The sequence below is a fragment of the Bacteroides sp. genome (assembly GCF_019417265.1).
Taxonomy (GTDB): domain Bacteria; phylum Bacteroidota; class Bacteroidia; order Bacteroidales; family Bacteroidaceae; genus Phocaeicola.
The window spans coordinates 71,926-97,478 of sequence record NZ_DXVR01000002.1; the positions used below are offsets into that span (position 1 = coordinate 71,926).

The 25,553-nt window shown below is 46.5% G+C and carries 19 protein-coding genes and 1 pseudogene; 6 read left to right on the top strand and 14 right to left on the bottom strand.

Annotated features, from left to right (window positions below):
* Both QZ379_RS00940 and QZ379_RS00945 read left to right on the top strand, forming a co-directional pair.
* On the top strand, positions 1–501 hold a 501-nt coding region (locus QZ379_RS00940; RefSeq protein WP_291557145.1), incomplete at its 5' end, for an AAA family ATPase.
* Positions 502–513: 12 nt separating this feature from the next.
* Positions 514–1,509, top strand: coding sequence for a DUF4435 domain-containing protein (locus QZ379_RS00945; protein WP_291557147.1), 996 nt, complete (start codon positions 514–516; stop codon positions 1,507–1,509).
* Between the two features lie 278 nt (positions 1,510–1,787).
* Here the strand turns inward: QZ379_RS00945 and QZ379_RS00950 are convergent, their stop codons facing one another.
* Positions 1,788–1,928: a hypothetical protein gene (locus QZ379_RS00950; protein ID WP_291557149.1), complete on the bottom strand. Its 141-nt coding sequence runs from the start codon at positions 1,926–1,928 to the stop codon at positions 1,788–1,790.
* A 10-nt stretch (positions 1,929–1,938) separates the two neighbouring features.
* A complete protein-coding gene (locus QZ379_RS00955) occupies positions 1,939–2,100 on the bottom strand; it encodes a hypothetical protein (RefSeq protein WP_291557151.1) in 162 nt (53 codons plus the stop codon).
* 174 nt (positions 2,101–2,274) lie between these two features.
* On the opposite strand from QZ379_RS00955, the gene QZ379_RS00960 reads away from it, so the two are divergent.
* Positions 2,275–2,817, top strand: coding sequence for a hypothetical protein (locus tag QZ379_RS00960; RefSeq protein WP_291557153.1), 543 nt, complete (start codon positions 2,275–2,277; stop codon positions 2,815–2,817).
* Between the two features lie 254 nt (positions 2,818–3,071).
* Here the strand turns inward: QZ379_RS00960 and QZ379_RS00965 are convergent.
* From QZ379_RS00965 to QZ379_RS00975, 3 genes and pseudogenes are all read right to left on the bottom strand, one after another.
* Positions 3,072–5,886 (bottom strand): annotated as a pseudogene (locus QZ379_RS00965) (SusC/RagA family TonB-linked outer membrane protein); the annotation flags it as partial.
* 197 nt (positions 5,887–6,083) lie between these two features.
* A complete protein-coding gene (locus QZ379_RS00970; protein ID WP_291557199.1) occupies positions 6,084–8,339 on the bottom strand; it encodes a GH92 family glycosyl hydrolase in 2,256 nt (751 codons plus the stop codon).
* Between the two features lie 63 nt (positions 8,340–8,402).
* Positions 8,403–8,543, bottom strand: coding sequence for a hypothetical protein (locus QZ379_RS00975; RefSeq protein WP_291557156.1), 141 nt, complete (start codon positions 8,541–8,543; stop codon positions 8,403–8,405).
* A gap of 17 nt (positions 8,544–8,560) precedes the next feature.
* Here QZ379_RS00975 and QZ379_RS00980 point away from each other — a divergent pair, with 17 nt between their 5' ends.
* Positions 8,561–8,914: a hypothetical protein gene (locus QZ379_RS00980; RefSeq protein ID WP_291557159.1), complete on the top strand. Its 354-nt coding sequence runs from the start codon at positions 8,561–8,563 to the stop codon at positions 8,912–8,914.
* A 20-nt stretch (positions 8,915–8,934) separates the two neighbouring features.
* Complete coding sequence (locus QZ379_RS12715; RefSeq protein ID WP_366933562.1) at positions 8,935–9,084, top strand: helix-turn-helix domain-containing protein; 150 nt, start codon at positions 8,935–8,937, stop codon at positions 9,082–9,084.
* Positions 9,085–9,144: 60 nt separating this feature from the next.
* Here QZ379_RS12715 and QZ379_RS00985 read toward each other — a convergent pair whose 3' ends face one another.
* The 9 genes from QZ379_RS00985 to QZ379_RS01025 all read right to left on the bottom strand — a co-directional run bounded on the left by QZ379_RS00985 (position 9,145) and on the right by QZ379_RS01025 (position 21,782).
* Positions 9,145–9,939, bottom strand: coding sequence for an endonuclease/exonuclease/phosphatase family protein (locus tag QZ379_RS00985; protein ID WP_291557161.1), 795 nt, complete (start codon positions 9,937–9,939; stop codon positions 9,145–9,147).
* Positions 9,940–10,000: 61 nt separating this feature from the next.
* A complete protein-coding gene (locus QZ379_RS00990) occupies positions 10,001–11,380 on the bottom strand; it encodes an SMP-30/gluconolactonase/LRE family protein (RefSeq protein WP_291557163.1) in 1,380 nt (459 codons plus the stop codon).
* A gap of 17 nt (positions 11,381–11,397) precedes the next feature.
* Positions 11,398–12,231 (bottom strand): endonuclease/exonuclease/phosphatase family protein, encoded by an 834-nt coding sequence (locus QZ379_RS00995; protein ID WP_291557166.1) that lies wholly within the window; start codon positions 12,229–12,231, stop codon positions 11,398–11,400.
* 21 nt (positions 12,232–12,252) lie between these two features.
* Positions 12,253–12,981 (bottom strand): DUF3823 domain-containing protein, encoded by a 729-nt coding sequence (locus QZ379_RS01000; RefSeq protein ID WP_291557169.1) that lies wholly within the window; start codon positions 12,979–12,981, stop codon positions 12,253–12,255.
* Positions 12,982–13,008: 27 nt separating this feature from the next.
* Positions 13,009–14,949 (bottom strand): RagB/SusD family nutrient uptake outer membrane protein, encoded by a 1,941-nt coding sequence (locus QZ379_RS01005; RefSeq protein WP_291557172.1) that lies wholly within the window; start codon positions 14,947–14,949, stop codon positions 13,009–13,011.
* A 14-nt stretch (positions 14,950–14,963) separates the two neighbouring features.
* Complete coding sequence (locus QZ379_RS01010; protein WP_366933563.1) at positions 14,964–18,131, bottom strand: TonB-dependent receptor; 3,168 nt, start codon at positions 18,129–18,131, stop codon at positions 14,964–14,966.
* An 8-nt stretch (positions 18,132–18,139) separates the two neighbouring features.
* Positions 18,140–19,300, bottom strand: coding sequence for a glycoside hydrolase family 130 protein (locus QZ379_RS01015; protein ID WP_291557178.1), 1,161 nt, complete (start codon positions 19,298–19,300; stop codon positions 18,140–18,142).
* Between the two features lie 169 nt (positions 19,301–19,469).
* The gene (locus QZ379_RS01020; RefSeq protein ID WP_291557181.1) at positions 19,470–20,717 is read right to left on the bottom strand and encodes an MFS transporter; all 1,248 of its coding nucleotides are present in this window, start codon (positions 20,715–20,717) and stop codon (positions 19,470–19,472) included.
* An 18-nt stretch (positions 20,718–20,735) separates the two neighbouring features.
* Positions 20,736–21,782, bottom strand: a complete 1,047-nt coding sequence (locus tag QZ379_RS01025) for a glycoside hydrolase family 130 protein (protein WP_291557184.1) — start codon at positions 21,780–21,782, stop codon at positions 20,736–20,738.
* A 216-nt stretch (positions 21,783–21,998) separates the two neighbouring features.
* Here QZ379_RS01025 and QZ379_RS01030 point away from each other — a divergent pair, with 216 nt between their 5' ends.
* Positions 21,999–25,550, top strand: a complete 3,552-nt coding sequence (locus QZ379_RS01030; protein WP_291557187.1) for a two-component regulator propeller domain-containing protein — start codon at positions 21,999–22,001, stop codon at positions 25,548–25,550.
* The last annotated feature ends 3 nt before the right edge of the window (positions 25,551–25,553 follow it).

The following is a 25,553-nucleotide window of genomic DNA, read 5'->3' on the forward strand; positions in this document are numbered from 1 at the left end:
GAACTGGACTGGCAACTCTATCAGCTGCAAAGACGCTATCTTGACTATCAGGTAAATATCGGCAACAGAATCATAGAACTTCTGACAAGCGGTGACCCCGAAAAACAGATGATGGCAGCAGAAATCTCAAAACCTAAAACCAAGTTCCAAGACCTTATAGACGAACTTTTTGCTGAAACGGGAAAGAAGATAAACCGCAAAAGCAATGAAATTCTTTTTGAACAGGACGGAGACATCCTCACTCCTTACAAACTATCGTCAGGAGAAAAGCAGATGCTTGTCATCCTCCTTACAGTACTTGTACAGGACAATGCACACTGTGCGCTGTTTATGGACGAACCGGAGATTTCGCTCCACATAGAGTGGCAACAAAGACTTATAACACTCATCAGAAGCCTTAATCCTAACATCCAGATTATACTGACCACCCACTCTCCCGCCCTCATCATGAACGGTTGGGTGGACGCAGTGACTGAAGTGAGCGACATTACTACCAATTAAAAACTCATACACATGGGAAAACGACTTACAGAAAACCTTTCATCATTATATATAGGCGCAGCAAATAATCTGAAGCCAAAACGCTCAAGGAGAAAAATTGTGGCCTACGTGGAGAGCTATGACGACATATCGTTCTGGCGTGCCCTGCTCTCCGAGTACGAGAACGACAAGGTGTACTTCGAAGTCATGCTCCCATCTCAAAGTTCGCTTGCCAAAGGTAAGAAAACCGTACTTATGAATCAGTTGGGCAACCAGCTCGGTGAAAATATGATAGCTTGCGTGGACAGCGATTACGACTATCTCCTTCAGGGCCGTACCAATACCTCACGCTACATGATAGAATGCCCGTACGTGCTTCAGACGTATGCCTACGCCATAGAGAACTACCACTGCTATGCCGAAGGACTTCACGATGTATGCGTGACTGCAACACTGAATGACCATAAGCTGATAGACTTTCCGGCTTTCATGAAAGCCTACTCCGAAATAGCGTGGCCTCTGTTCGTCTGGTCTGTGTGGTTCTACAGAAAACATATCCTTGCCGAATTCTCATTATTGGATTTCTGTTCGTATGTCAAGTTAGACCAGGTTAGCACCCGCAATCCTGAACAAAGCCTTGAGCATATGGCAAAAAAAGTGGAGAAAAAGTTACGTGACTTAGAGCGTAAACACCCTGAAGCCAAACGTGAAATAGAAGACCTTAAGAGGGAACTGCCTACACTCGGAGTAACCTCCGACTCTACATACATGTTCATCCAAGGACATCATATCATGGACAATGTAGTCCTCCGTCTGCTCATACCTGTATGTACCATTCTCAGACGTGAGAGAGAACAGCAGATTCACGACCTTGCCCTCCACAGCCTTCAGCTTCACAACGAACTGACAAACTACCAGCGTTCGCAGATTGGTGTGGAAGTGGTTATACACAAGAATGTCAATTATAAGAATTCACCGCTCTATGCAAAGATTCGCGCTGATGTTGAAAAGCTTTTGAAAAGGATTTGAAAAGGTGGTCAGTGAACGGCTAATGAACGTGTTATGAACGGTATTTGAATGCTGTTAGAATGCCGTTAGAATACTATTCAAACAGCGTTCAAACACCGTTCACCGGATGTTCACTCAGTGTAATACACACTATTACGCTGATAAGATTTTACTTATATCTATTCCACATTTTACCTTTATAGCTTTATATGGCTAACAATCTGGTCTAAAAGCCTATCCGGACACATCGACAGATGTCTGGTATGCAACAATATTCTAGGGATAGTTATTTAATTCATTCAATCTGAGTTAATCGGCGGACTATCCCAAATTTTTCCGTCCAAACTCATCGTTTTTATATCATCCGCTCTGATTTCACGGCCGATATTTTCGTTTTCAGTCACGTCTGAAGTCACCACTCCCGTAAAGTTGGATTCCATGCGTAGGACATTAGGCTGTGAGAGGTAACTGGATAGACTCTCGTTTGGCGAGGTTGACCGCATTCGCTGTGTGGATACCGAAGAAGATCAGCATGATTCCTGTCGATTTTATCCTCGCAGCTATCTTTCGCAATCCGTAATGTTCCTTCTGAGTGCCAAATGAACCCTCCATGGCTGTGGCTCTCACTCTGGCCAGTTCTCTCTTGGTTGCGTTCTTCACTTCGTTCGTGCCTGCCTTGCCTTTCTGAGTGAAGGAAGTCTCGATATTGTTGTCCTTACAGAAGGTTCTGTTATCGTTTCCCGAGTAACCCTGGTTCATGATCATCTTTCGTGTCTGCTTGTGAGTATGCCTGCGCTGCTTCCTGTAGGCCAGGTTCGCTTTTTCAATGTCATTGTACTTCGTCCTCAATCGATGTTCGCCCAGCTGAGAACTGATGCCACACATCATCTTGTATGCTCGCTCCGTACATTCCCAAAGCAACTTCACGTCGGTGGGGAAACGCATCAGGCTTTCATAGCAGCTTGCATCCGTATAGACAGTATCAAGGTTCTTCATGTATGGTTCCCAAGCATCTGCCAAAACCTTCTGCTGCTCTTGGACCTTCAACTTCCTGGACAGTTCCAACAATATGCCGTCTATCAGCTTGTAGTTTGTCAACTGGTTCTCAGGACTAATCCTGATGCCGCAGAAGATTTGATAATGGATGTTCCCATTCAGAGCCTCCATCAGCTTCGGAGCGGACAAGCCTGTGTACATCTTCAGAAAGGCCAATGCAACCTTACCTTCGGGAGTGAAGAAGGACTTTCGGCCTCGTTTAACCCTTTTGTGCATCGGACGCTCTTCCATCAGATTGAACGATATAGCCATCTGACGAAGAGGAAGGAGTGACTTGATGCGTCCAAGTTCAGAGGTTTTGAACGTTTCTGCATATCTCTGATAAAATCAAACTCTGTAAATGCAATTTCTTGCTGAATTTCGGATAAATGTCGTATCTTCGCCATGAGGTTTTTAACTTCATTTCCCCCGAATTGGTCCTTTTCCAGAGGTTCGGGGAATTTCTTATTTCCGTCCGCTAAGATACAAAATATTTATCACATTGACAATCAATTCATTGTATTTTTTAATCTGATTTCACGACTGCCCCTAATATAGTCATCCGGATTCTGAATAGCTTCAGTAGCCACCATACCATTTTGATCGACATAGATCTTGCCATTGGCATCGCGTTTCATGTCGCGCAATGAGTATAGGTCACCCATGCTGCCACCCTCTTTGAGTAGGAAGCGTGCATCACCCAAACCGCCCATGTTAAGGGTAGAGAGTGAGAAGCGCTCACCGGTTACAGGATTAATGGCATTGTCGGCCAAAGTCAGAATCTTGTTCTTATTGGTTTAGAAAGTGATACCGGTATCCCAGGTAAAATCCTTCCAAGTGTGCTTATAGTTCAGTGAGAGCTCAATACCCTGGTTACGAACCGCACCGGTTTGGATATAGAGGGCAGAGTAACCGCTGACGGAAAGTTGCGGATTGAAGGTCTGATTCATGGTCTTGGCGTTGTAGTAGGTCACGTCCAGTTCAAAATCCTTCAAGAAACGCATGTTCAAACCCAGCTTCCATGAATTGGTACGTTCGGGTTTCAGATTATATACGGGATATTGTGTTTGGTTGCTCCAGCTGTTGGTACTCTCATTCCACTCGTAACGCGGATTAGCCAGATAACGTGAAAAGGCACTACCTACCGAAGCAAATGAACCGCGTACCTTCATAAAGGAGAGCAAATCCTTGTTGAGGTTAGGCATCAGCTCGGTAAGCACCACTGATCCACCCACTGAGGGGTAGAAGAAGCTCTTGGTATTACTGTTAGGACCTACCAACTGTGATGGCCAGTCGTTACGGCCAGTCAGGGTGAGGAAGTAGGTGTTCTTATAACCCACTTCAGCGCTGGCAAAGAGCGACTGCGTCTGCTCTCTCCAACCCTCTTGCAGACGCTTCGTTTTGCCTGCACTCAGGTTCTGAATGGCGAAATAGTTCGTCAAGCCTAAAGGCTCGTCGGCAAAGGCATCACCTCCGTCAGCAATAGGACCACGCACCTTCATCGCATCCTGACGCATGTCTGAGTAAGAGCCACCGATATTGGCTTGGAAAGACCAATCTTCACCGAAGTACTTATTGATGCTAACCAAGAAGTCGGCATAGAGTTGCTTATCCTCAGTCTTAGTGATACCAAACAGACCGCGTGATGAATTTTCAGTCAACTGGGTGTTAGTTGAAGCGTAGAATTTTTCGGTATAAGTATTTGAAGCATGATCCAGATGCACACGACCTGAAACTGAGAGCCAGTCCAGAATCTTGTAGCTCAATCCAGCATTGAGCATGTAGCGGTCTTTCTTGTTCTCACGCAGATTGCGGTGATTGATCCAATAGGGGTTCTGCATCACCATACCCTCGTCGCCTACAGGCCAGTACTGGGTATAGATCTTACGAGCGGCGTCATAACGCTCGTAGAGGCTGATATCCTCCCAGTCGTTCCCACGAGGGAAGAGGTAAGCGCCTACCAAGGGGTTGTTGTAGGTACCCTGGTTGGTCATGTTTCGGTCGTTCTGCAAGATGTAGCTGGCGCCGAAGTCCAGCGTCATGCGGTCGTTCAAGAAGGTGGTGGTGTTACGCACCGTGAAATTGTAACGGTTGTAACGGTTATTAGGCACAATACCGCGTGAGTTAACCGCTGCAGCCGATGCATAGGTCTGGTTCTTCTCTGTACCGGTACTCATTGACACACTCTCAGTAGCCACCACGCCTTGCTGGAAATAGTCATCTTTAGGGTTGTAGCCGTAATTGGCTCCTGCCGCCAGTTGGTTACCCCAGCTCATAGCGCTGCTGGTACTCATCAAACCATCTGTACCCGTGCCGTAGCGGTTTTGGAATGAAGGCATCACAAAGGGCGAGGTAAACTCGGTGCTAGTATTGACCGTCAAGCTGATTCGACCCTCTTTACCCTTCTTCGTAGTGATGATAATGGCACCGTTGGCGGCCTCTGAACAATACAGAGCGGCAGCGGCAGCACCGGTCAACACCGACATCGACTCAATATCCTCGGGGTTGATATCCGCAATGGGTTCTGAAGAGCCTTGTGAATCAAACTCCTTACACCTGCAGTTCCACGACCGGAGAAGATGGGCACACCATCAATCACATAGAGGGTATTGCTGCTCTGCATGATACTCTTGGTACCGCGCATCACCACCTTCGACACACCACCCACACCGGATGATGAGGCGTTGATGTTAACGCCGGCTACTTTACCACTCAAAGAGTTGACAAAGTTAGCATCCTTATTGGTAGTCAGCGCATCGGTATTCACCTGTTGTACGTTATAACTCAACGCCTTTTCAGAGCGTTTGATTTCCAAGGCGGTAACCACCACCTCCTCGAGCAACTGTGAGTCGCCGCTCATCATCACATTGATAACGGCATTATCCTTGGCAGCAATCTCCTGTGTGGCATAGCCGATATAAGAGAAGACGATGACTGGATTGGTCACATCGGTGGTGAGGGTGAAGTTACCATCCATATCGGTGATACAGCCGGTATTGGTACCCTTGACCAGCACGTTGACACCAATCAACGGACCCATATCGTCAGATACCACCCCCTTGACCACACGTTCCTTGCCACGTTGATTGTTCTGTGGTTCAGAACCACTCTTCTCAGAGAGATAAACCACATTTTCCTCCACTTTGTAGGTCACATTCGTGCCCTTCAAATCCGCATCGAGTGTAGCTTCGACTGAAGCATTCTTCACTTTGACCGACTCAACCGGCAAAGCGGCCAATTTGTCGTCACAAAAAAACTGATACTTTGATTGGGATTTGATCTGTTCGATGACCATACCTATAAAGTGGTTTTTGACACACTTATGTTCAGCTGAGCCGAAGCCCATTGAACTGAGAAGGCCATGAACAGCAACACCACTAATGCCCGTAAGGAGCACGGACGTAGAAAAGTACTATTGCCTTTCATAAACACAATTTATAGGTTATACAATAAGTTTCTTTTTGAGCCGCCTTTGATTGCCGACTCGAATAATAAAACAGGCGACGCAGAAAAAACACTTACTGCATCGCCCATTTTTTTTAAAACTATGTGAGTAACGTTTAGTTGGCTTCGCTACTGAATGAATAGGGTCTATCCTCGGCGTTGACGCCGCGCTGCTTGTTGGGCTTATCGGCCATCTCTATCTTGATGGTTCCTCCCTGAAGCAGATCCTCATGGCGCAGGTAGTTCTTCGTGTAGTTCTCACCGTTTAACTCCATCTGGCGGATGTATAGGTTGGCATCACTGTTCTCAGGAGCCTCAATCGTGAGCTGCTTGCCATTCTCGAAATGAAGAGTGGCGCGCTGGAAGAGAGGGGCTCCCAGAATGTATTGGTCAGTACCAGGGCAGACGGGATAGAAGCCTAACGCCGAGAAGACGTACCATGCGGAGGTCTGACCGTTATCTTCATCACCACAATAGCCGTCGGCTTGTGGAGTGTACATACGGTTCATCACCTGACGTAGCCAGTATTGGGCTTTCCAGGGCTCACCGGCATAGTTGTAAAGGTAGATCATGTGCTGGATGGGTTGATTGCCGTGAGCGTAGTTGCCCATATTCATCACAGTCATTTCACGGATTTCATGAATAACCCGACCGTAATAGCTCTCATCAAACAGGGGCGGCACGGTGAAGACGGAGTCGAGCATCTGCACGAAAGTCTCTTCACCTCCCATCAGGTTGATTAATCCCTGAGGGTCGTGGAAAACGGACCACGTATAGTGCCAGCTGTTGCCCTCGGTAAAGGCGTCACCCCATTTCAGTGGGGAGAAGGGCGACTGGAAGCTGCCGTCGGCATTGCGACCACGCATCAGGTTGTGCTCGGCATCAAACACCTTCCGGTAGTTCAGGGCGCGTGCAGCCAGTTGCTTCAACTCCTTCTTGGGACGCTTCAGCTCCTTGGCCAACTGATAGATACACCAGTCGTCATACGCATATTCCAGCGTACGGGCTACACTCTCTTTGATTTTCACATCGTAGGGTACATAGCCCAGGCGATTATAGTACTCGAATCCCAGACGACCGGTGGAGGAGACGGTAGGATGAACGCTCTGCGTACCGTGTTGGAGCCCTTCGTAGAGAGTCTGCACATCGGCTACGCGGATGCCCTTGAGGTAAGCATCGACCAGGATGGAGGCGGAGTTGTTGCCCACCATACAGCCTCGATGACCTGGGCTGGCCCATTCGGGGAAGAAGCCACTCTCCTTGTAAGCGTTGATCAGGCCCTCCTGCATCTTCAGATTCTCTGACGGATAGACCAGATTGAGGAAGGGGAAGAGACAGCGGAACGTATCCCAAAAGCCCGTATCGGTGTACATGTAACCGGGCAACACCTGACCATTGTAGGGACTATAGTGAACCACTTGGCCCTCAGCATCAATCTCGTAGAAGGCGCGTGGGAAGAGGAGCGAACGGTAGAGGCAGGAGTAGAAGGTGCGCAACTGATCAGAGGAGCCGCCCTCTACATCCACTCGGCCAAGCTCTCGGTTCCACGCCTCGCGGCCATGGTCAACCAAGGCGTCGAACGAATGGGTGCCCAATTCGCCGAGATTGCGTTCGGCCTGCTCCAGGCTGATGAAGGAGGAGGCCACACGGGCATGCACCTGTTCCCCTTTGCGGGTCTTGAAGCCTACGACGCCCTGAGCGTGTTGGACGGTCTGCTCCAAGCGCTGCGTGGAGAGCGTTCCATCGGCTACCGTAGCCTGGTAGGTGAAGGTGTGGTCAAACTCAATGACGAAGTAGTTGCGGAAGTTATCGGGTACTCCGCCGCTGTTGCGCGTGGTGTAGCCCTCGATGCGGCGTTTCTCGGGGAGGATACGAATATGCGACCCCTTGTCAAAGGCATCGATAACCACGTACGAGGCGTCGCTCTCAGGGAAGGTGAAGCGGAACATCGCCGCACGCTCGGTAGGTGTCACCTCGGTCACCACGTCATGATCAGCCAGATAGACCTTGTAGTAGTGGGGTAAGGCCACCTCACCTTTGTGGCTGAACCAGCTGGCTCGCTTCTCCTCGTCAAACTCCAGTTTGCCGGTAACGGGCATCAGCGAAAACTGGCCGTAGTCGTTGATCCACGGCGAGGGTTGGTGGGTCTGCTTGAAACCACGAATCTTCGTAGCCGTATAGACATACTGCCATCCGTCGCCCATCTTGCCAGTTTGAGGCGTCCAAAAATTCATACCCCACGGACGGGCAATGGCTGGATAGGTGTTGCCGGTAGAGAGCTCGAACGACGAGAGAGTACCTACCAAGGGATTGACCAAGGCGGTATAATCGGTGGCACAAAGGCCAACCCAAGCGCACAATGCAAGCGCCATCGCAATGATTCTGTTCTTCATGATACGTTTTGTTTCTATATTAGGGATAGTCATTTAATTCATTCAATCTGAGTTAATCGGCGGACTATCCCAATTTTTTCCGTCCAAACTCATCGTTTTTATATCATCCGCTCTGATTTCACGGCCGATATTTTCGTTTTCAGTCACGTCTGAAGTCACCACTCCCGTAAAGTTGGATTCCATGCGTAGGACATTAGGCTGTGAGAGGTAACTGGATAGACTCTCGTCTTGCGAGGTTAACCACATTCGCCGTGTGGATACCGAAGAAGATTACCATTCTTCACTTCGTTCGTGCCTGCCTTGCCTTTCTGAGTGAAGGAAGTCTCGATATTGTTGTCCTTACAGAAGGTTCTGTTATCGTTTCCCGAGTAACCCTGGTTCATGATCATCTTTCGTGTCTGCTTGTGAGTATGCCTGCGCTGCTTCCTGTAGGCCAGGTTCGCTTTTTCAATGTCATTGTACTTCGTCCTCAATCGATGTTCGCCCAGCTGAGAACTGATGCCACACATCATCTTGTATGCTCGCTCCGTACATTCCCAAAGCAACTTCACTAAAGCTGAAAACTGCCGCTAAAATGCTTCGGGAAAACGAAGAATACAACATTAGCGATATTAGTTTTCAGCTTGGTTTCAGTTCATTGAACTATTTCGGGAAAAGCTTCAAGGAGTATTTCGGAATGTCTCCTACTGCTTATCGAAAGGTTCATCAAGAACAAAAAGAATAATGCTGCTTTACAAGAATTCGGTTTATATAAAAAGAACCATAAGCATGTCAGAACGCCCTCTTATTTGATAAGATAAGTAGCCACTACCGGATAATGATCTGATTCCTTATCCGCCCAATAACAAACATTGTACGCCTTCACAGTAAAAGCCTTGTTTGGCGCATAAATCAACCAGTCACATGCGTAAGCCGGACTTGGTACGGGTACTGTCCACGGAGCGCCATCACTCAAACAATTTACGGTGAAATACTTTTGAAAGGCAGCCATGGTAGCAGAACCACGACGGGAATTCAAATCTCCCCCCAAGATAACAGGTTTATCCAGGTGCTCCACGCACGCAAGAATTTCATCAACCTGTTTCAGACGGGCAGCATCTTCATATTTATGGTCCAGATGTGTCGTAGCGAAATAGAATTCCTTACCTTCCTTCACAACTTTCACATAACCGAAAGAACGGACATAATCACCTTCTTTCAGTACACTCAACTTAAAACTTTTTTCCTCGGAAACCGGATATTTGGAAAGAATCACATTTCCGTAATCTCCGCCAGTCGGAATATCGAGCGCATGGGCAAAATAATAATATTTCATTCCCGTCAGTTCCGACAGTTTTTTCGGAGTATCCCAAGGGTTAATCTCCGTGTTTCTTTCTATTTCCTGGAGTGAAACGATATCCGGGTTCTCTTTCTTAATGACTTCGGCTATCTTATCAATTCCTTGTTTACGACCGCTATACGTGTTGTAAGTCATGGCTTTTACTGTGACCTCTTTCGGTTTTGCCACAGGTTTCTGTGCCGTTGAAGGTTGTAACAAACAACACAATAGAAACAATGAAATGCATATTCTAAAATTCATATATGACCAATTAATAAGTGAATGTTATCTTGAAAAACAATCTTTCCTACCTGATACAAAATTAATCCTTTTCTATCTTACGAATCTTATGATTCCAATATTCTGAAATATACAATGCTCCGTCCGGACCGAACTGTACACCTTCCGGATGGTTCAATTGCGCTTTATCCAACGGGCCGTCTGTCGTACCGGAAGTGCCTGTACCGGTGTAGTTTGTCAACATACCGTCAGGGGTAATTTTCGCTATACGATGCTTTTTACGGACTGCTACATAAATATTTCCCTCTTCATCCAAATCCATCTGGCAAGGCTCATCCAGTTTGGCTTCATTTCCCTGACCTTCTGTAAAACCTGCTTGCCCGTACTGCCCTACCCAAATATGGAGATTAGAAAACTCGCCTGTCGACATGTCGTAATCCCCTTTATAAATCACATCTTTTTCCTGTGAACTCATATACACGGTAGTTCCTGCCTTGTCAAAAAGAATACAGCGGATTTTTACTTTCGCCGCATTTTTACCTTCTGCATCTGGAAGTCGCACGCCGGTTGCCACCATCGTATTCTGCTCCGGGTCATATTTGTAAATCATGGCATTTCCATGAGCTACGGAGAAAACCTCTCCCGTGACAGGATGCACACCTACATTAGTGACTCCATTTTTCAAAGAGGGAGTGACTGACCATATTGCAGACAGATTAGCAGCATCATACTGATGCGTATCATTGCTCCATGGAATTGTTGCAATATGCGCATTGCCCGAAGCGTTGGCATCATTGGACAAGAATAAAGTATTGCCATCCAATGAGAAAGCGATATTCATCATTCTGAATACAGTTCCACCGGTTCCATCTCCGCGTAAGAAAGTAGCGACCTGATTATTTTTCGCGATACGGATATCTCGGTCATCATCTTCCACGATATACAAAGCACCTTCCTTATCGAAAGCGATAGAACCCGGTTTCCAAAGAACCGCTTCCATGAGGGTCCCCTCTTTCTTCTCCGTTTTTGCGGAAGGAACATAACTGCCGATATAAGTACTTACAATAGGAGACTGAGAATACTCAAACTCCGTTTTATATGTCAGTTCTTGCGCAGCTTCTCCCTGACCGATATACACTTTCACCGGACCGGAGCCGGAACCTCTCTGTACATTGGCAGTAATAATATTCCCCAACGCACCCGTCACTTCGGCGTCCACCCCGTTGACTGTCACGCGGATATTATCCAAATCCGTGCCGAAATGCGTACCGTATAAAGTCAGGCTTGTAGACTTCCCACCGGTTGTCGGCGTGTACATAGTGATTGTGGGAGTGGCCTCGCCCTCACCTATTTCAGGCGTCATATCCTGCCGGTTCTCATCCTCGCAAGCGGCAAAACCGACTGACGCAAACATCAGAGAATAGATAGAGAACCGTTTCAAATGAAGTATCAATGTTTTCATGTTTCTGTCTTTTTAGGTTAATCGTTTATACTGAACGTAGCTACCACCGGAAAGTGGTCTGATTCTACATAAGCATCATAATACACATCATAGTCTTTCGGAGACATTCCTTCATCCGGAGTGTACAATACGAAATCAATCGCTTTCACCGGAACGGGCGTTCCTGTTGTCAGTCCAAAGTTCCCGTTCAAGCAACCGATTTCAAAACGTTCATACAATATCTTCATCGGGCCGGAGTCGGCTAAAGCATTGAAATCACCAGTCAATATCATTGGCTCATCCAAGCCCTTTGTCTTTTCGATAATCGTTGTAGTCTGGTTGATACGGTTAGTTTCGTTGCCCACATGAGACAGGTGCGTCACTCCGAAATAGAAACCCTTTCCATCTTTTTCTGTTTTCACTACTCCCATCGAACGCGGGTGGACATCTTCCACTGTCTCTATTCTCGGCAAATCATAATTCACTTCATCACTTATCGGATATTTCGAGAGAATTAGGTTTCCATACTCACCACCATCCACATCGCGGGTTTTGACAAAGAAAGCATATTGCATTCCGGTCACTTCTTTCATCAGGGCGATAATATCCGCATTCCCCATCTTGTTAGTCTTCGTCTCAAACTCCTGCAAACCTGCCAAGTCCGGATTTATCTTTTTAATCACTTGGGCAATCGCTTCCATCCCCTTTTTTCCGGAATAAGCTTTCTGCCCACTATATATATTGTAAGACATGACTCTTACCGATACCCCGTCCTTTTCGTCCGGCGGGGTTACACCGTCATCGTCCGAACTGCAACCGGCAAACAAACCGCCCACCAACAGTACCAGTAGTAAATAGAATTTATGTTTCATTGTTACCTTCTTTTTTATCGTTTATCTTATATCATTCACAGTTACTTCCACTACCCGGCTGTAATTCACATACGATTTGCTCTCCGCTGTCACCGTAGCCGCAACACGTACATACACCTTGTTCTTGTTGGAAACAATCTTATAATGATTCTCTATAAATTCAGTATCATTCATCAGGTCGATGACGTGCGTGCCACTGGCCTTTGTCCCCAGTGAAGAGAGGGTGGCATGGTTTGCATTGTTCACATCCACTCCCGGAGCATAATTCCATATCACGGAAACATCCGTCAGTTGCAATGTCTCGTTCGATGTTTTCGCATCATAGTTCAGTGTCAGCTTATTATCAGCCGAAACAGACACATCAAGACTGATACGCGAGAACGGGATTGTGTACAAATCAACCTGCGTTTGTCCGTTCACGGTGACATACCCTTCACATACACCGACAAAAGGACCATCCTTTGCCTGAATACGATAGCTGCCATTGAACACCTTCGTATGCTCGAACGTTCCATCCTGACGAGCACGGAAATCAACGGAGGCGGTAGCCCCCGTATTCTGCTCGTACAAACTCATCATCACACCGCTACTTCCCGGTACAGGCATAGGAACCGGTTCATTCGTTTCCTTATCATAGATAGTGCCATACACGCCACCGTTCGGTGCATCATAATTATCGATGTCATTTTCGCATGCCGCCACGAAACAGGCGAATAATGCAGTCAATCCTATGTTTACTATTTTATTCATATCGTTTCTTCTTTAAAATTGGATGTATCAATTACCGTAACCCGGATTCTGTACCATCAACGGATTCGTACTCAAGTCCTCGGCACGGAACACCGTATAGTAGTTCTTTTCAAGGAAAAGACGCTTTCTCTTTTCGGGCACACCGGTTTCAAAGGTGTACTTGCCGCTCTTAACATTGTAATACGGACAGAGAGCCGTGCCGCGGAAATTGGTCAAACCACCTTTGCTTACATCCAGATGAGCCAGGCGCCAACGTTTCAAATCCCAGTAACGATGCTTCTCAAAAGCAAGTTCCACTTTCCGTTCATGGCGCACTTTATCCAGCGTCAGGTCACCCTGAGTCAATAGTTTGATACCTGCCCTGCCGCGAATCTCATTGATATCGTTCAAAGCCACGTCCAGATGCCGGTTCAGTTCCATGCAAGCCTCTGCACGATTCAGATAGATTTCTGCCAGACGGAAAACCACCCAGGGAGTAGAAGAACGTTTTGCGTCGATGTTCGTATAGTCCGTCAGACTTTCATCCAGGAATTTACGCTGATAGAACCCCGTCTTACTGGCGTCGCCTACACTTAACGAGCCACCGTCTTTTCCCGAAGTATTATAAGTCTGTCCGTCTATTACGACCTTGTTCTCCTTATCCGGTTGGGCGGAAGCTTCATACTTGGTTCCTATCCCATCCTGTCCGTCGATGACACCGCGTATCCATTCGATTTTACCGCCACCGTGTCCTTTATAATCAGCACCGGGCAGGTAAACCGAACCTAATAAACGAGGGTCTTTATTCTTAAAGATATCATACGGGCTATCATAGCTGATAGCTTTTCCACTGCTGTCTTTCATCTTCAGCTTCCCTTCCGTACCGTCAATATATTCAAATTCCTCTACCATTTCCAGTACCGGAGACATGCCGCATCCCCAACCGTCGCCACGATAAGAGAAAGGAACATTCAGTTTATCCCACATATGTCCTTTACCGGCAGCCACATCATACTGTTTCTGGAAAATATATTCTCCGTTATCCCCATTCACTGTTTTGGAAAAGAGATTGTAAAAGTTCTGCGCCAGCTCTTCCGCTTCCGTACTGGTCGATTTAAACAAGCTATACACACGGGGAACCATTTCATCCAGAATCTTCGATGAAGCAGTATAACATTCGTCAAAGTAACGTTCCGCTTCTGTCTCGGGAATATACACATATCCTTTGGAAACAGCCTCGCCTGTGAGAGTCAGCGTTTTGGAATACTTAGCGATAGTACCGGCATACAGTGCGGCACGTGACCACAAGGCAAGCACCGTTCCACGATTGGCGCGGTATTTGGCATCACCGCTGCGTACTTCCGGCAATGATTCATAGATAGCCTTACATTCATTGATAATGAAATCATATGTCGCGGCTTCCGTATCACGAGCCTGGTAAAGAACTTCCGTATTTCCTGCGGTATATTCTTGCGGAACAGTCTGCAAAGGAACGCCCCCATAACGCTTCACCAGTCCGAAGTACTGCATAGCACGGATAAAACGGGCTTCTGCACCGAGTTCTTCTTTCTCATCCTCACTCAATACGGAAGTTTTCTCAATATTCAGCAGGAAGTTGTTTACAATACGGATTTGCTTGTAGCGTGTCACCATGTCGTCGTTGAATACATAGTCGCCATAAGAATAAGTAGAGTTCGACTTGTCGAATGCGCTTTCTTTCTGATAACTGGCGGTAGCCTCATCCGAGAAGCTGGTCTGATTCGCAAGATTCGCCTTCTTGCTTCCATACCAATCGTCAAACTCATCCAGTTTCAGTCCCGAGTCATACATATCCGCCAATACGGCTGTGATTGCTTTCGGATTTTGCCAAATCAAATCCGGTGTGTTGACACCGCTGGTACTCTCACGGTTCAGATAATCATCGCACCCTGTCCATACGAAGATGGATGCCCCACCTATCAATATATATTTCAGATAATTCCTATTCATTGTCTTTACTGGTTTTAGAAGGTTACATTTACGCCAAAGTTATACGTCTTCATCTGCGGGTAATAGCGTATTCCGCTGGAATTGCTTTCGGGGTCGACGTTCTTCATCAGTCCGTCACGCTGGGTGAAAGTCAGCAGATTGTTGCAGTTGATATAGAAACGCACCCGGTCGATAGCCGCCTTTTTGGTTAAGGCTTTAGGAAGCGTGTATCCCAGTTCCAGGGTTTTCAGGCGCAGGTAATTTGCGTTGTGCAATGACCATGAGTTACTGGAACGGTTATCAGCGACACCTGCCACGCGTGCGGCAGGCATATATCCCGGAATCCATTTGCTATAAGGGTCGGTCGGGTCTTCCCGGTGCCAGCGGTCGGTCATGATGGCCAGACCATTACCCAAACCTTGCTGGATAAACGGGTCGAGAATATCCCCGCTGATATAAATATCGTGTCCGGCAGCTCCCTGGAAGAAGACAGTCAGGTCGAATCCTTTGTATTCTCCGGACATATTCAGCCCGTAGTACATACGAGGAGTGGCACCGTGTCCGAGTGGCTGCGTATCGTTATCATCGATAATACCGTCGCCATTGTAGTCTTCGAATTTCAAATCACCCGGCATCAGCGAACGGTTACCGTCCTTATCCTGAACCGGTGAGTTCAAAATCTCCTCGAAAGAAGTAAACTGCCCGATTACTTTCTTTCCCCAGCGGATATCCTTGTAACGTCCGTTGGTGTTATCACGCCAATCGTTATACATATTGGTGGAAGCCGCCCGCTCTACATAGTCATACTTAATCCGGGTAGTAGAGAAGTTGGCCGACACATTATAATTGAAATTGCCAATCCGGTTCTTATGCCCGACTACAATCTCGAATCCGGTGTTAATATCAGAATTCAGGTTCTCCTGCGGCATTGATTCTCCGAAGATAGTAGGCAATGAGCCTACACGGGTGGCAGGCAGACCGGAACGGTTTCTGCGGAACCAGTCGAACTCCACAGAAATCAGTCCCCTGTGGTAAGACGCCTCAAAGCCGATGTTCATTATCTTCGATTCATACCAGGTCAGCCACGGGTTTGCCATACCTACCGTAGTCATGCCCGAAGTCACTCCGTTGCTGCCCATGATATAGCTTCCGTGAGACTTATATCCATCCAGATACTGGAACGCGTCGAAATCTCCTTCATCTCCCACTTTGGCGTACGAAGCACGGATTTTCAGATTATCCATATCGGGCAACAGTTTCTTGAAAAAAGCTTCTTCGGAAACACGCCATCCCAATGAAACACCCGGAAAGAATCCCCAACGATTATCTGCACGGAATTTATAGGTTCCGTCATAGCGGAAATTGAATTCCACCAGATAACGGTTAGAGAAATCATAGTTCAGACGTCCCACCAAGCCGGCATGAGCTGTTTCCTGTGTCTTACCGGAAGCTTCCTGGTTCGTCTTATCCCCATAGTCCAGGTCAGGAATCAGCCCGATTGCAAAGTCACGTGTCCCGGTCACCCAGTTCTTCTTGTCATTATACATTTCCCATACGAGCATGGCACCGATATTATGCTTTTTAGCAAACGTATTGTTGTAATTCATAGAGAACTGATAGGTCGGTTTGTCATAGTTTTCCAGTTTCGATTCCAGATGCGCGGTATTAACCACTTTCTCTATATACTCTTCTTTCGCATAATCATACGTATATTCCGAGAGGTCTTTCCGCCACGTTTTCCATTCCTTGTTCGTATAGTCGTAGGCAACTAATGCTTTCGCCATCAGTCCTTTCACCCAGGGAAGCTGCCAGGTAATAGCCAACGAGCTGTTAAATTCGCGACGCAGGCGGTCTTCATAACCACTGTCATCCGAATTGGAAACATGCACGGGGTTCGCCATATCTCCTACGGCTCCCCAATAATCCGGGTTGTCATTGGCATACATGGAGTAAGTCGGGATAGCCATTTGTGCCGAACGGAACAGGTTATCGCCATTGTAAGGCTTTTTGCGGTTGTCGAAGCGTCCGCTCAAGCGCAGTTCCACGTTCAGTCCCTTAGCCACTTCCACGCTCAGGTTGGAACGGACGTTGTAACGTTGGTAATTCCAGTCGCCCGAACGGATAATACCGCCCTGGTCCATATATCCGATAGACATATAATATTTCACTTTTTCCGTACCGCCTGTCAGGCTCAAGTTATGTGAAGTCTGGGGAGCGGTGCTACGCATCGTCTCACTCCACCAGTCCGTACCTGCCGTACCATTCCGGTAAGCTTCCAGTTGTTCTTGCGAGTAAGCGGAAGCTCCGCGCCACGGGTTGGCATTGTGAATCGCTTCATTGTAAAGAGAGGCATACTCATAAGCATTCATCATCTCCGGATAGCGGGTCACTTTCTGAAAGCCTACATAGCCGTTATAATCTATCTTTACCTTCTGTTCCGTCCCTTTCTTGGTAGTAACCATCAGAACACCGTTTGAACCTTTAAAACCGTAGACCGCTGCGGCGGCATCTTTCAGGATAGAGATGGACTCGATATCATTCGGGTCGAGCTGCGTATAATCACGCTCGATGCCGTCTACAATCACCAGCATGCTTCCATATCCGCGAATATCAACGGAAGCTCCATCATCACCGGGGCTACCGCTACGCTGTACGGCACGCAAGCCCGGCAAACGTCCGGCGAGCATATTCGTCACACTGGGAGCTTTTACTTCCATCAACTTATCCGAAGAGATGGCAGCTACCGAACCGGTCACGGAAGCCTTTTTCTGAATACCGTAACCTACCACCACTACCTCGTCCAGTGTCTCGGTATCTTCCAGCAAAGTTACTTTCAGTCCGGCTTGTCCGTTTACCCGCACTTCTGTTGTTTTGTACCCGATATAGGAAATCTGTAACACTCCATTAGCGGGAACCGACAAGGTAAACTTACCGTCCACATCGGTAATCGTCCCCACACCGGCAGCACCTTTCAGTTGCACCGAAGCTCCGATAACCGGTTCTCCACTGGCATCAACAACCACACCATTCACCGTGATATTCCGAACGGTCTGTTCGATACCCGATACCGAAGGGCTTTCCGCATATACAGTAAACGGCACGCACAGGAAAGTCCCTGCCATTAAAGCTGAAACAGTAGATATCTTCAGCCGGTCGTTGAACGACTTTAAGACAACCGTGTTCATTTTACAAACATGTTTCATAGATTAAATTAATTATGTGTTTTAAGTTTCGAATCTATATTATCATCACATATCGCTACTGCAACCTGCGAATCGGCACAGCCATAATAGAGATATAATTTGTTTTTAAAGTAAGCCAGCCCTTCGATAAACACCGTTCCGTCCTTGTACTGACCGCTCTTCTCGAAAGCGGCTTCGGGCACAAAGAAAGGTTTATCCAGGCGGTCGAGTACTTTATAAGGGTCGTTGGCGTCAAACAGGAACTGCCCTGCACAATAAGCGCCTGCGGGATATGCTGAGTCCCTTTCTTCCTTATACCCGTTCTTGCCATTGTATAATAATACAATACCGTTCACGGTTTTGATAGCCGGTGGGCCACACTCAGTCAGGCGGCTGTCGAAATACCCGCTGCGGGGTTTGGCTATCTCTCTTAGTTCGTTGTTTTCATTCAGTACCGGAGTCCAGTCGATCAGGTTATCGGAAGTTGCGGCACATACCGCATTCTCCCCCCAGTACATAAAGTATTTGCCGTCCACTTTCTCAATGACCAGTCTGCCGTCTTTCACTCCGGTGACAATAGAAGCCGATTTGCTTGCTATATTGGCAAAACGCCCGTTGTACGCTTTCGCAAAAGCGAGTCCGTGTTTCGTCCAGTTTTTCAAGTCTCTGGAAGTAGCCACCGCCAAGCGGGGAAGATTGCGGTTCCAGGCTGTATAAAGCATGACGTACAATCCGTCTTCCGTCATTGCCACACGCGGGTCTTCGCAACCACCTTCCCATTCTATTTCTTTAAAATCGTCTTCGGAAGGAAAGAGTACCGGTGCGTCCGCTCGGCTCATCGTTACTCCGTCCGTACTTTCCGCATAGCCAATGCGGGATGTCCTCTTTCCGATGCCTTGCGCCGAGTTGTCTTCCGCGCGGTAGAGTACCACAATCTTCCCGTCCTTGACGGTTGCCGCCGGATTGAAAGTGTCACTCTCTTCCCATCTTACCGGCTGCTTGCGCATCGGGCATTGGAAAGTAGTCGGTTGCGGGGAAATCACCGGATTCACCCCTTCCGGGCGGACAAAAGGGCCGAGTATCCATTGTCCGCTCTGTTCTTCGACAGCTACGGATGCCTGTTTTTGTCCGGAGCATCCAGCTAGTGTCATCATACTGATTAAATAGATTACAGATTTTAGTTTTATCATACGTCGTTTTTTTTTAGTTTTCCCAAATCGGTCGTTCATCGTTTTTCTGCCGGCAAAACTATCGTACCCCGCAAAAAATAGAGTGTACTATATTCTCAAAAGGGTATATAGGTGCTGTACAACATAATAATTCATTCGTTTGCAACGACGATTTAACGATTTTGAAATATTAGCGAATAGCTTGATTCTGTCTGATGATGTTCCGGGCTAATGGATAGGCAATCAACTGCAAAGCTCCCACCAGGATCAATGCATACTTCAATGCAAAATCCTGTGATATGACAAATGCGAGTACCATAAAAAGTATTAGTCCGAAAGCACGTCCCAGAAATAGTCCGAACTCATGGCTTAAAATATAGGTATATTCATTTCTTTTTTCGATTTTTACTACTGCATCGATGGTTTGCATCATAATAGGGTAATAAGGCAAGTCAAACAATGGCTGAAAGATCACCTTACAGAGGACAAAGATAATCACTCCGGTGGCTGAAAACAAGATTCCGTTGAACAGAGTACCGATAAAAAAGACAAGTAGCCCGGCTATAAATACCTTCGACCGGTCTTCAGGTTTGGTTATTCGTCCCAATACATAAACCAAAACAGCTGTCAGTGTACCACTGATTCCCTGTATTAAACCCAATACGCCTTCATCACCTACTAACTTCAGAACCAGAATAGCAGGAGCGGTCACCAAAAATCCCTGTACCATTCCTTTCAGGGAAGCCAGCAACAACATTTTTTTCCAAAGTGTGCAAAACCGGAAATACAGAAAATTCTTCTGCACCGGATTGGCGAACTTACCACACCACAAGACAGCTACGGCAAACAGGGTAACGACTATGACTCCGACTGTGACCAAACGATAGGCACCATTTATATCAATCAGGCATCCCATGATTTCTTTGCCGTCTATCTGGCTGATGAATGCGCCAATCAATAAAGGGACAGTTATCGAAGTGATGGAAAAAAAGAAAGATTCCAGTCCGAAAAAGTAGTTCCGGCTACTATCGGTCGTGTTGTTGAGCGTCAATAGATAGCGGTTGGTCCAAAAGAAACCCGATGCGGCTCCGAGGACAAAACCTGCTATGCCTAACTCTACAAAGCCCAATGACTTCACCAGCATCATGGCAAACATCGACAGCCCGCTAACTAATATCCCGCCTGCATACAGTACTTTCACGCTGACATGCCGCAACAGGAAGCCGTTGACAAAAGAGGTCGCAATGATGCCGATATACATAAAAAGTTGATAGAAAGCTACGGAAACAGGCTCGCTCGTGTGGCGCATCACATAAGCACCTACAAATATCTCCACCACAGGAAGCACGAACGCATAGAGCAGGTTAGTCATCAACAGTACACGTACATTGAGAGTCTGCTGCTTGAAGAATTGATATTCTCTTTTCAATTTATTCATTCTATACCTTTTTATATGTCATGACTTTAATGAACGAAGAATCTCCGCTATGGAGAACTCCGCTCCGCAGATTACTTCATCACTCGCACCGTAGTAAACAGTCACCTTATCCCCTTCTACCAAATGCCCGTTCGTGAAGACCACATTCCCGAAAAATCCGGTCTGCTCGTAGGGAGCAGTCGGTTCCATTATAGGAGCTTTGCTTCGGGCAATTACCTTTGAGGGGTCGTTCAAGTCAAGCAGAAGGGCTCCCAGGCAATAGCGGTTCTGATAGTCTGCACCATGATAAATCTCCAGCCAGCCTTCCTCTGTACGGATAGGCGCGGCGCCCGCACCCACACGGGCACAGTCCCAGCTATCGGAGCGAGTGGTCGCAACGCAACGGTGGTTGCCCCAGTGCAACCGGTCGGGTGATTCGGCAAGCCAGATATAGTTGCCGCCCAGTTCGGGACTGCTCGGGCGATGCAAGGCGAAATATTTGCCGTTTATCTTCTCTTCAAACAAGGCACAGTCTTTATTATGAGGGGGAAAAATCATGCCGTGACGAGTGTAATTCTTCCAGTCACGGGTATGAATCAGCCCTACACCGACGGCAACGGAAGAGACTTCGGTAAACGTCAGGTAATAGCCGTCGGCTGTAGTCGCCACCCGGCAGTCCTCGATGCCGAAAGCCTCTAATGCCCCTTTGCCGAAAATAGGCGGATAATCCGGTTCTTCCTTAAAATGGATGCCGTCCTCGCTCGATACCAACCGGAGATAAGACATGGTAGTCAGATAATTCTGTCCCGCATATCCTATCACACGAGGGTCGGAAGCGTCCAGTTCCGGGTCATTTTCGTCGAAAGAAAGCACTTCTATCTTCCCTTCCTTATTATATACGGGGAAACTAATCACTCCCTGTTTCTGTACGGGGCGTTCGGCTACCCGCAGTAATAACCAGGTTTTTCCATCGAAGCGGAATACTCCGGGATTCAGGAAACAGGTGATTTCCATACCTTCTATTCCCGGTTGTAAATCGGATGGTTTCAATAATGGGTTCTGATGAAATCGTTTTACAATATCCATTTTCTAATCATTTAATAGGTGTTGTTTTTATTTCTCGTGGCAAAGCTACCCCACACGACGACGGGAAGAGTGTACTATATTCTCAAAAGGGTATACAGGTGTTGTACAGCATATTTTTTTCTTTGTTTTCTTATTTTTCCTCTCTATCTTTGCAACATGATTCTACGAAAACACTCATATTTACGTTACATCTGCATCCTTATTTATTCATGCCTGATGCCTGCTTTATTACATTCGCAGAATGTAGTAAAACAGATTTCCAATGCGGATGGATTATCCAATAATTCGGTGAATTGTTTCCTCGAAGATTCGGAACATACGCTTTGGGTAGGGACATGGGACGGATTAAATGCATATAACGGTCGTAGCTTCAAAACCTATTCTTATAATAAAAAGGATGCAGGGTCTATCAGCAATAATGTCATCTGGCAGATTATCGAGCAGAGCGACTCTATCCTGTGGGTATCTACGGACTATGGGGTGAACCGGTGGAAACGTTCTACCCAACAGTTTACTCCTTATTATTTAGGTACACAGAATAATCCGCCGAAACAGGAAAAGTCATTTCTGCTGGGTATCACTTCCGGCAAGCATATTATCTGTTATGTGAAAGAGCAGGGTCTATTCTGTTTCGATGACCGGAAACAGGAGTTTGTTTCCTTGAAGAATGACCTGCCTGATGACATCAGGAACTTCGTCATTGATTCCAAAGACCGGATATTCTTTCTCACAGGACATGGACAATTATTGCATTATCAACTGACTGTCCGCAACTCCTGTCCCGAACTCTCGTTTAAAGAAGAAATCAGGCACTGTGCCCCCGTTTCCAATATTTATCTTTCCCAGGACTGCCTTATCATTAACGATGACAGGACGCTGACTGTTTCACAAGATAACCGTATACTGGACAGTATAAATATTCCGGAGAACAAGACTGTATCACAAGCTATCTGTCACGGTGAATATCTCCTTATCAGCTTTATCGAGGGGGGATGCATCAGATATAATCTTGAAAATGGGACTTCAACGGAATTACTCCAATTGCCGGAGAAAGCTTCCATTTTCACTATTTATATCGGCTCGCAGAATATCCTTTTGGTAGGTACGGACGGACAAGGGATATTGGAAGTCTATGAACACAGTTCGCCTTTCCATACCGTAAAAACGAATTATCCTGTCCGCTGTTTTTGTGAGGAAGACAATGGCAATATACTCGTAGGAACAAAAGGAGAAGGTATCCTGCTGCTCGACAAGCAGGAACGGGGAGTCACCCCCTATCTTTCAACGGGCAACGGGTTAATCTCCAACTCCGTTTATACTATCCGCAAAAATATGTCCGGGGATATATTCATCGGAACCGAAGGGGAGGGTATCAATTATATTCCACTCAATGGCAGCCAGGTGAAAAAACTATGTATTCCTGCTGAATATTCTGCTTTCAGGGCAGTGTACAGTATCTTGTTCACCCATAACGATTCACTTTTATGGTTGGGGACTTCCGGTTACGGACTTATCAAGCTGAGCCTGCAAAGGGAAGGAAAAAGTTATAGAGTAACGGACATGAAACAATATAAATCTCCCGGCCCTTCTTCGCCAAGCAATAATACCATTTATTCGGTTATTGCCGGATACGATGAGAATGAACTTTGGCTAGGCACGCGAGGGGGCGGAATTAATAAGTTCGATATCGCGTCCGAACGTTTCCGGCAGATGAGTGAGATAGACCCCGGCTTGTCCCTGACTAACAATGACGTGATTTATCTGACTAAAGGAGATTCTGCCAGTATCTGGATAGGTACCAGTTATGGTCTTAACCGATTGTTCCCGACAGCCACACCGCCTTCCATCATTGAATATACGGATAATAACGGATTGCCCAATAATACGATTCACGGCATCCTGAAAGATGAGAACGGGAATATTTGGGCAAGCACCAATCAAGGTATCTCCTTTATCGACTTGCCCTCGGGAAAAATTACCAATTATTCCTCAAGAAACGGGCTGCAAAACGACGAATTTTCTGATGGGGCTATTTTTAAGGACAAAGCCGGATGGCTGTATTTCGGCGGAGTCTGCGGGTTGAACTATTTCGACGAGAACAAGATACGTTTGCGGGAACATATCGCATCGTTAAGCCTGAACAGCCTGAAGATAAACAATACAAGCCAGAATATCTACGAACGTATCCGTAATCATACGCTCCGGCTGGACTACGACGAGCCTTATATTACTTTGGGATTTGCCGCACATGATTTTATCAACAATGAGAATTGTGAGTTCAGCTACCGCATTATCGAATTTGCCGACGAATGGATTTACAATGAGAATAACCCGAATATCGTTATCACCAAACTGCCGCCGGGAAAATATAAACTGGAAGTAAAATGCACCAATGGCGACCGGGTATGGAGCAACGAAATCTATTCCCTCAATTTGGACATCGCTTACCCCTGGTGGCTCAGTATCACCGCTTTTATTATTTATTTTATCCTGATTGCCATTGCTATCTATATCACGCAATCCGTCATCAAGAATAGAATTCGGCTAAACCGTCAGATTCTACTGGAACATATCGAAAAACAAAACCAGCAACGTATCCATGAATCGAAGTTGAACTTCTTCACGAATGTGGCACACGAGTTTTTCACTCCGTTGACACTGATATACGGCCCGGCACAGCACTTGCTGGAGAAGGCAGACCTTGACAGTTATACAAAAAGATATATCTACATCATCAAGAACAATGCCGACCGGATGCAGAAGCTTATCAACGAACTGATGGAGTTCCGAAAAGCAGAAGCGGGAAATACGGCTATCTATGCTGAAAAAGTGGATATTCAGTTACTCGTCGATTATGTATCGGACAACTATACCGAAATTGCCGAAGAAAACAAGATAGACTTCAGCTTCAAAAGCAAAGAAGTATCATCCTTTACAACAGACCGGAATGCACTAGAAAAAATAATATTCAATTTGCTTTCCAACGCATTCAAATATACGCCGTCCGGCGGATATATCCGTGCTGAAATACGGAAGAATGTTACTGACGGGACATTGCATTTCCAAATCCGCAACTCGGGCAAGGGGCTGACTGAGAAACAAATGAGTGAAATATTCAGCCGGTTCAAGATTTTTGAGAGTAGTAACCTGAAACATGCGGGAAGCACCGGAGTCGGTCTGAATCTGACCAAGAGCCTGACGGAGTTATTGGGTGGAGAAATCACCGTAGGAAGTGTATTGGGAGAGTATGTAGAATTCAATGTATCTCTACCGTCCATGCACGTGAATTCCGGAAAAGAAAGTCAGCCGGCAGAAGAAGAGACAGAAGCCAGTGAAATGCTTTTTGTCCCTAAACAAAAGGACATTAGTATATTGATTGTAGAAGATGAAAAGAATATCCGCGAACTTCTGAAAGATATCCTGCTTCCTTACTACCAAGTTCGGGAAGCAGCCGACGGGGAAGAGGCGCTGAAAGAAATCGAACAGAAACAGCCAAATATTATTATCAGCGATGTATTGATGCCCAGGCTGGACGGCATCACTCTGACGGATATATTGAAAGCCAACGAGCGGACTGCCCACATTCCGATTATCCATATCTCTGCCAAGAACTCCATCGAAGACCAGATTAACGCTTACAATCATGGAACGGACTTATATATCCCCAAACCTTTCCATCCGAGACATGTATTGAGCGCGGTAGAGAATATGATTAATAACCCAAGTTTGATAGCAAAAAAAATATTTAGTTATTTTTTAGCTGTATAATTT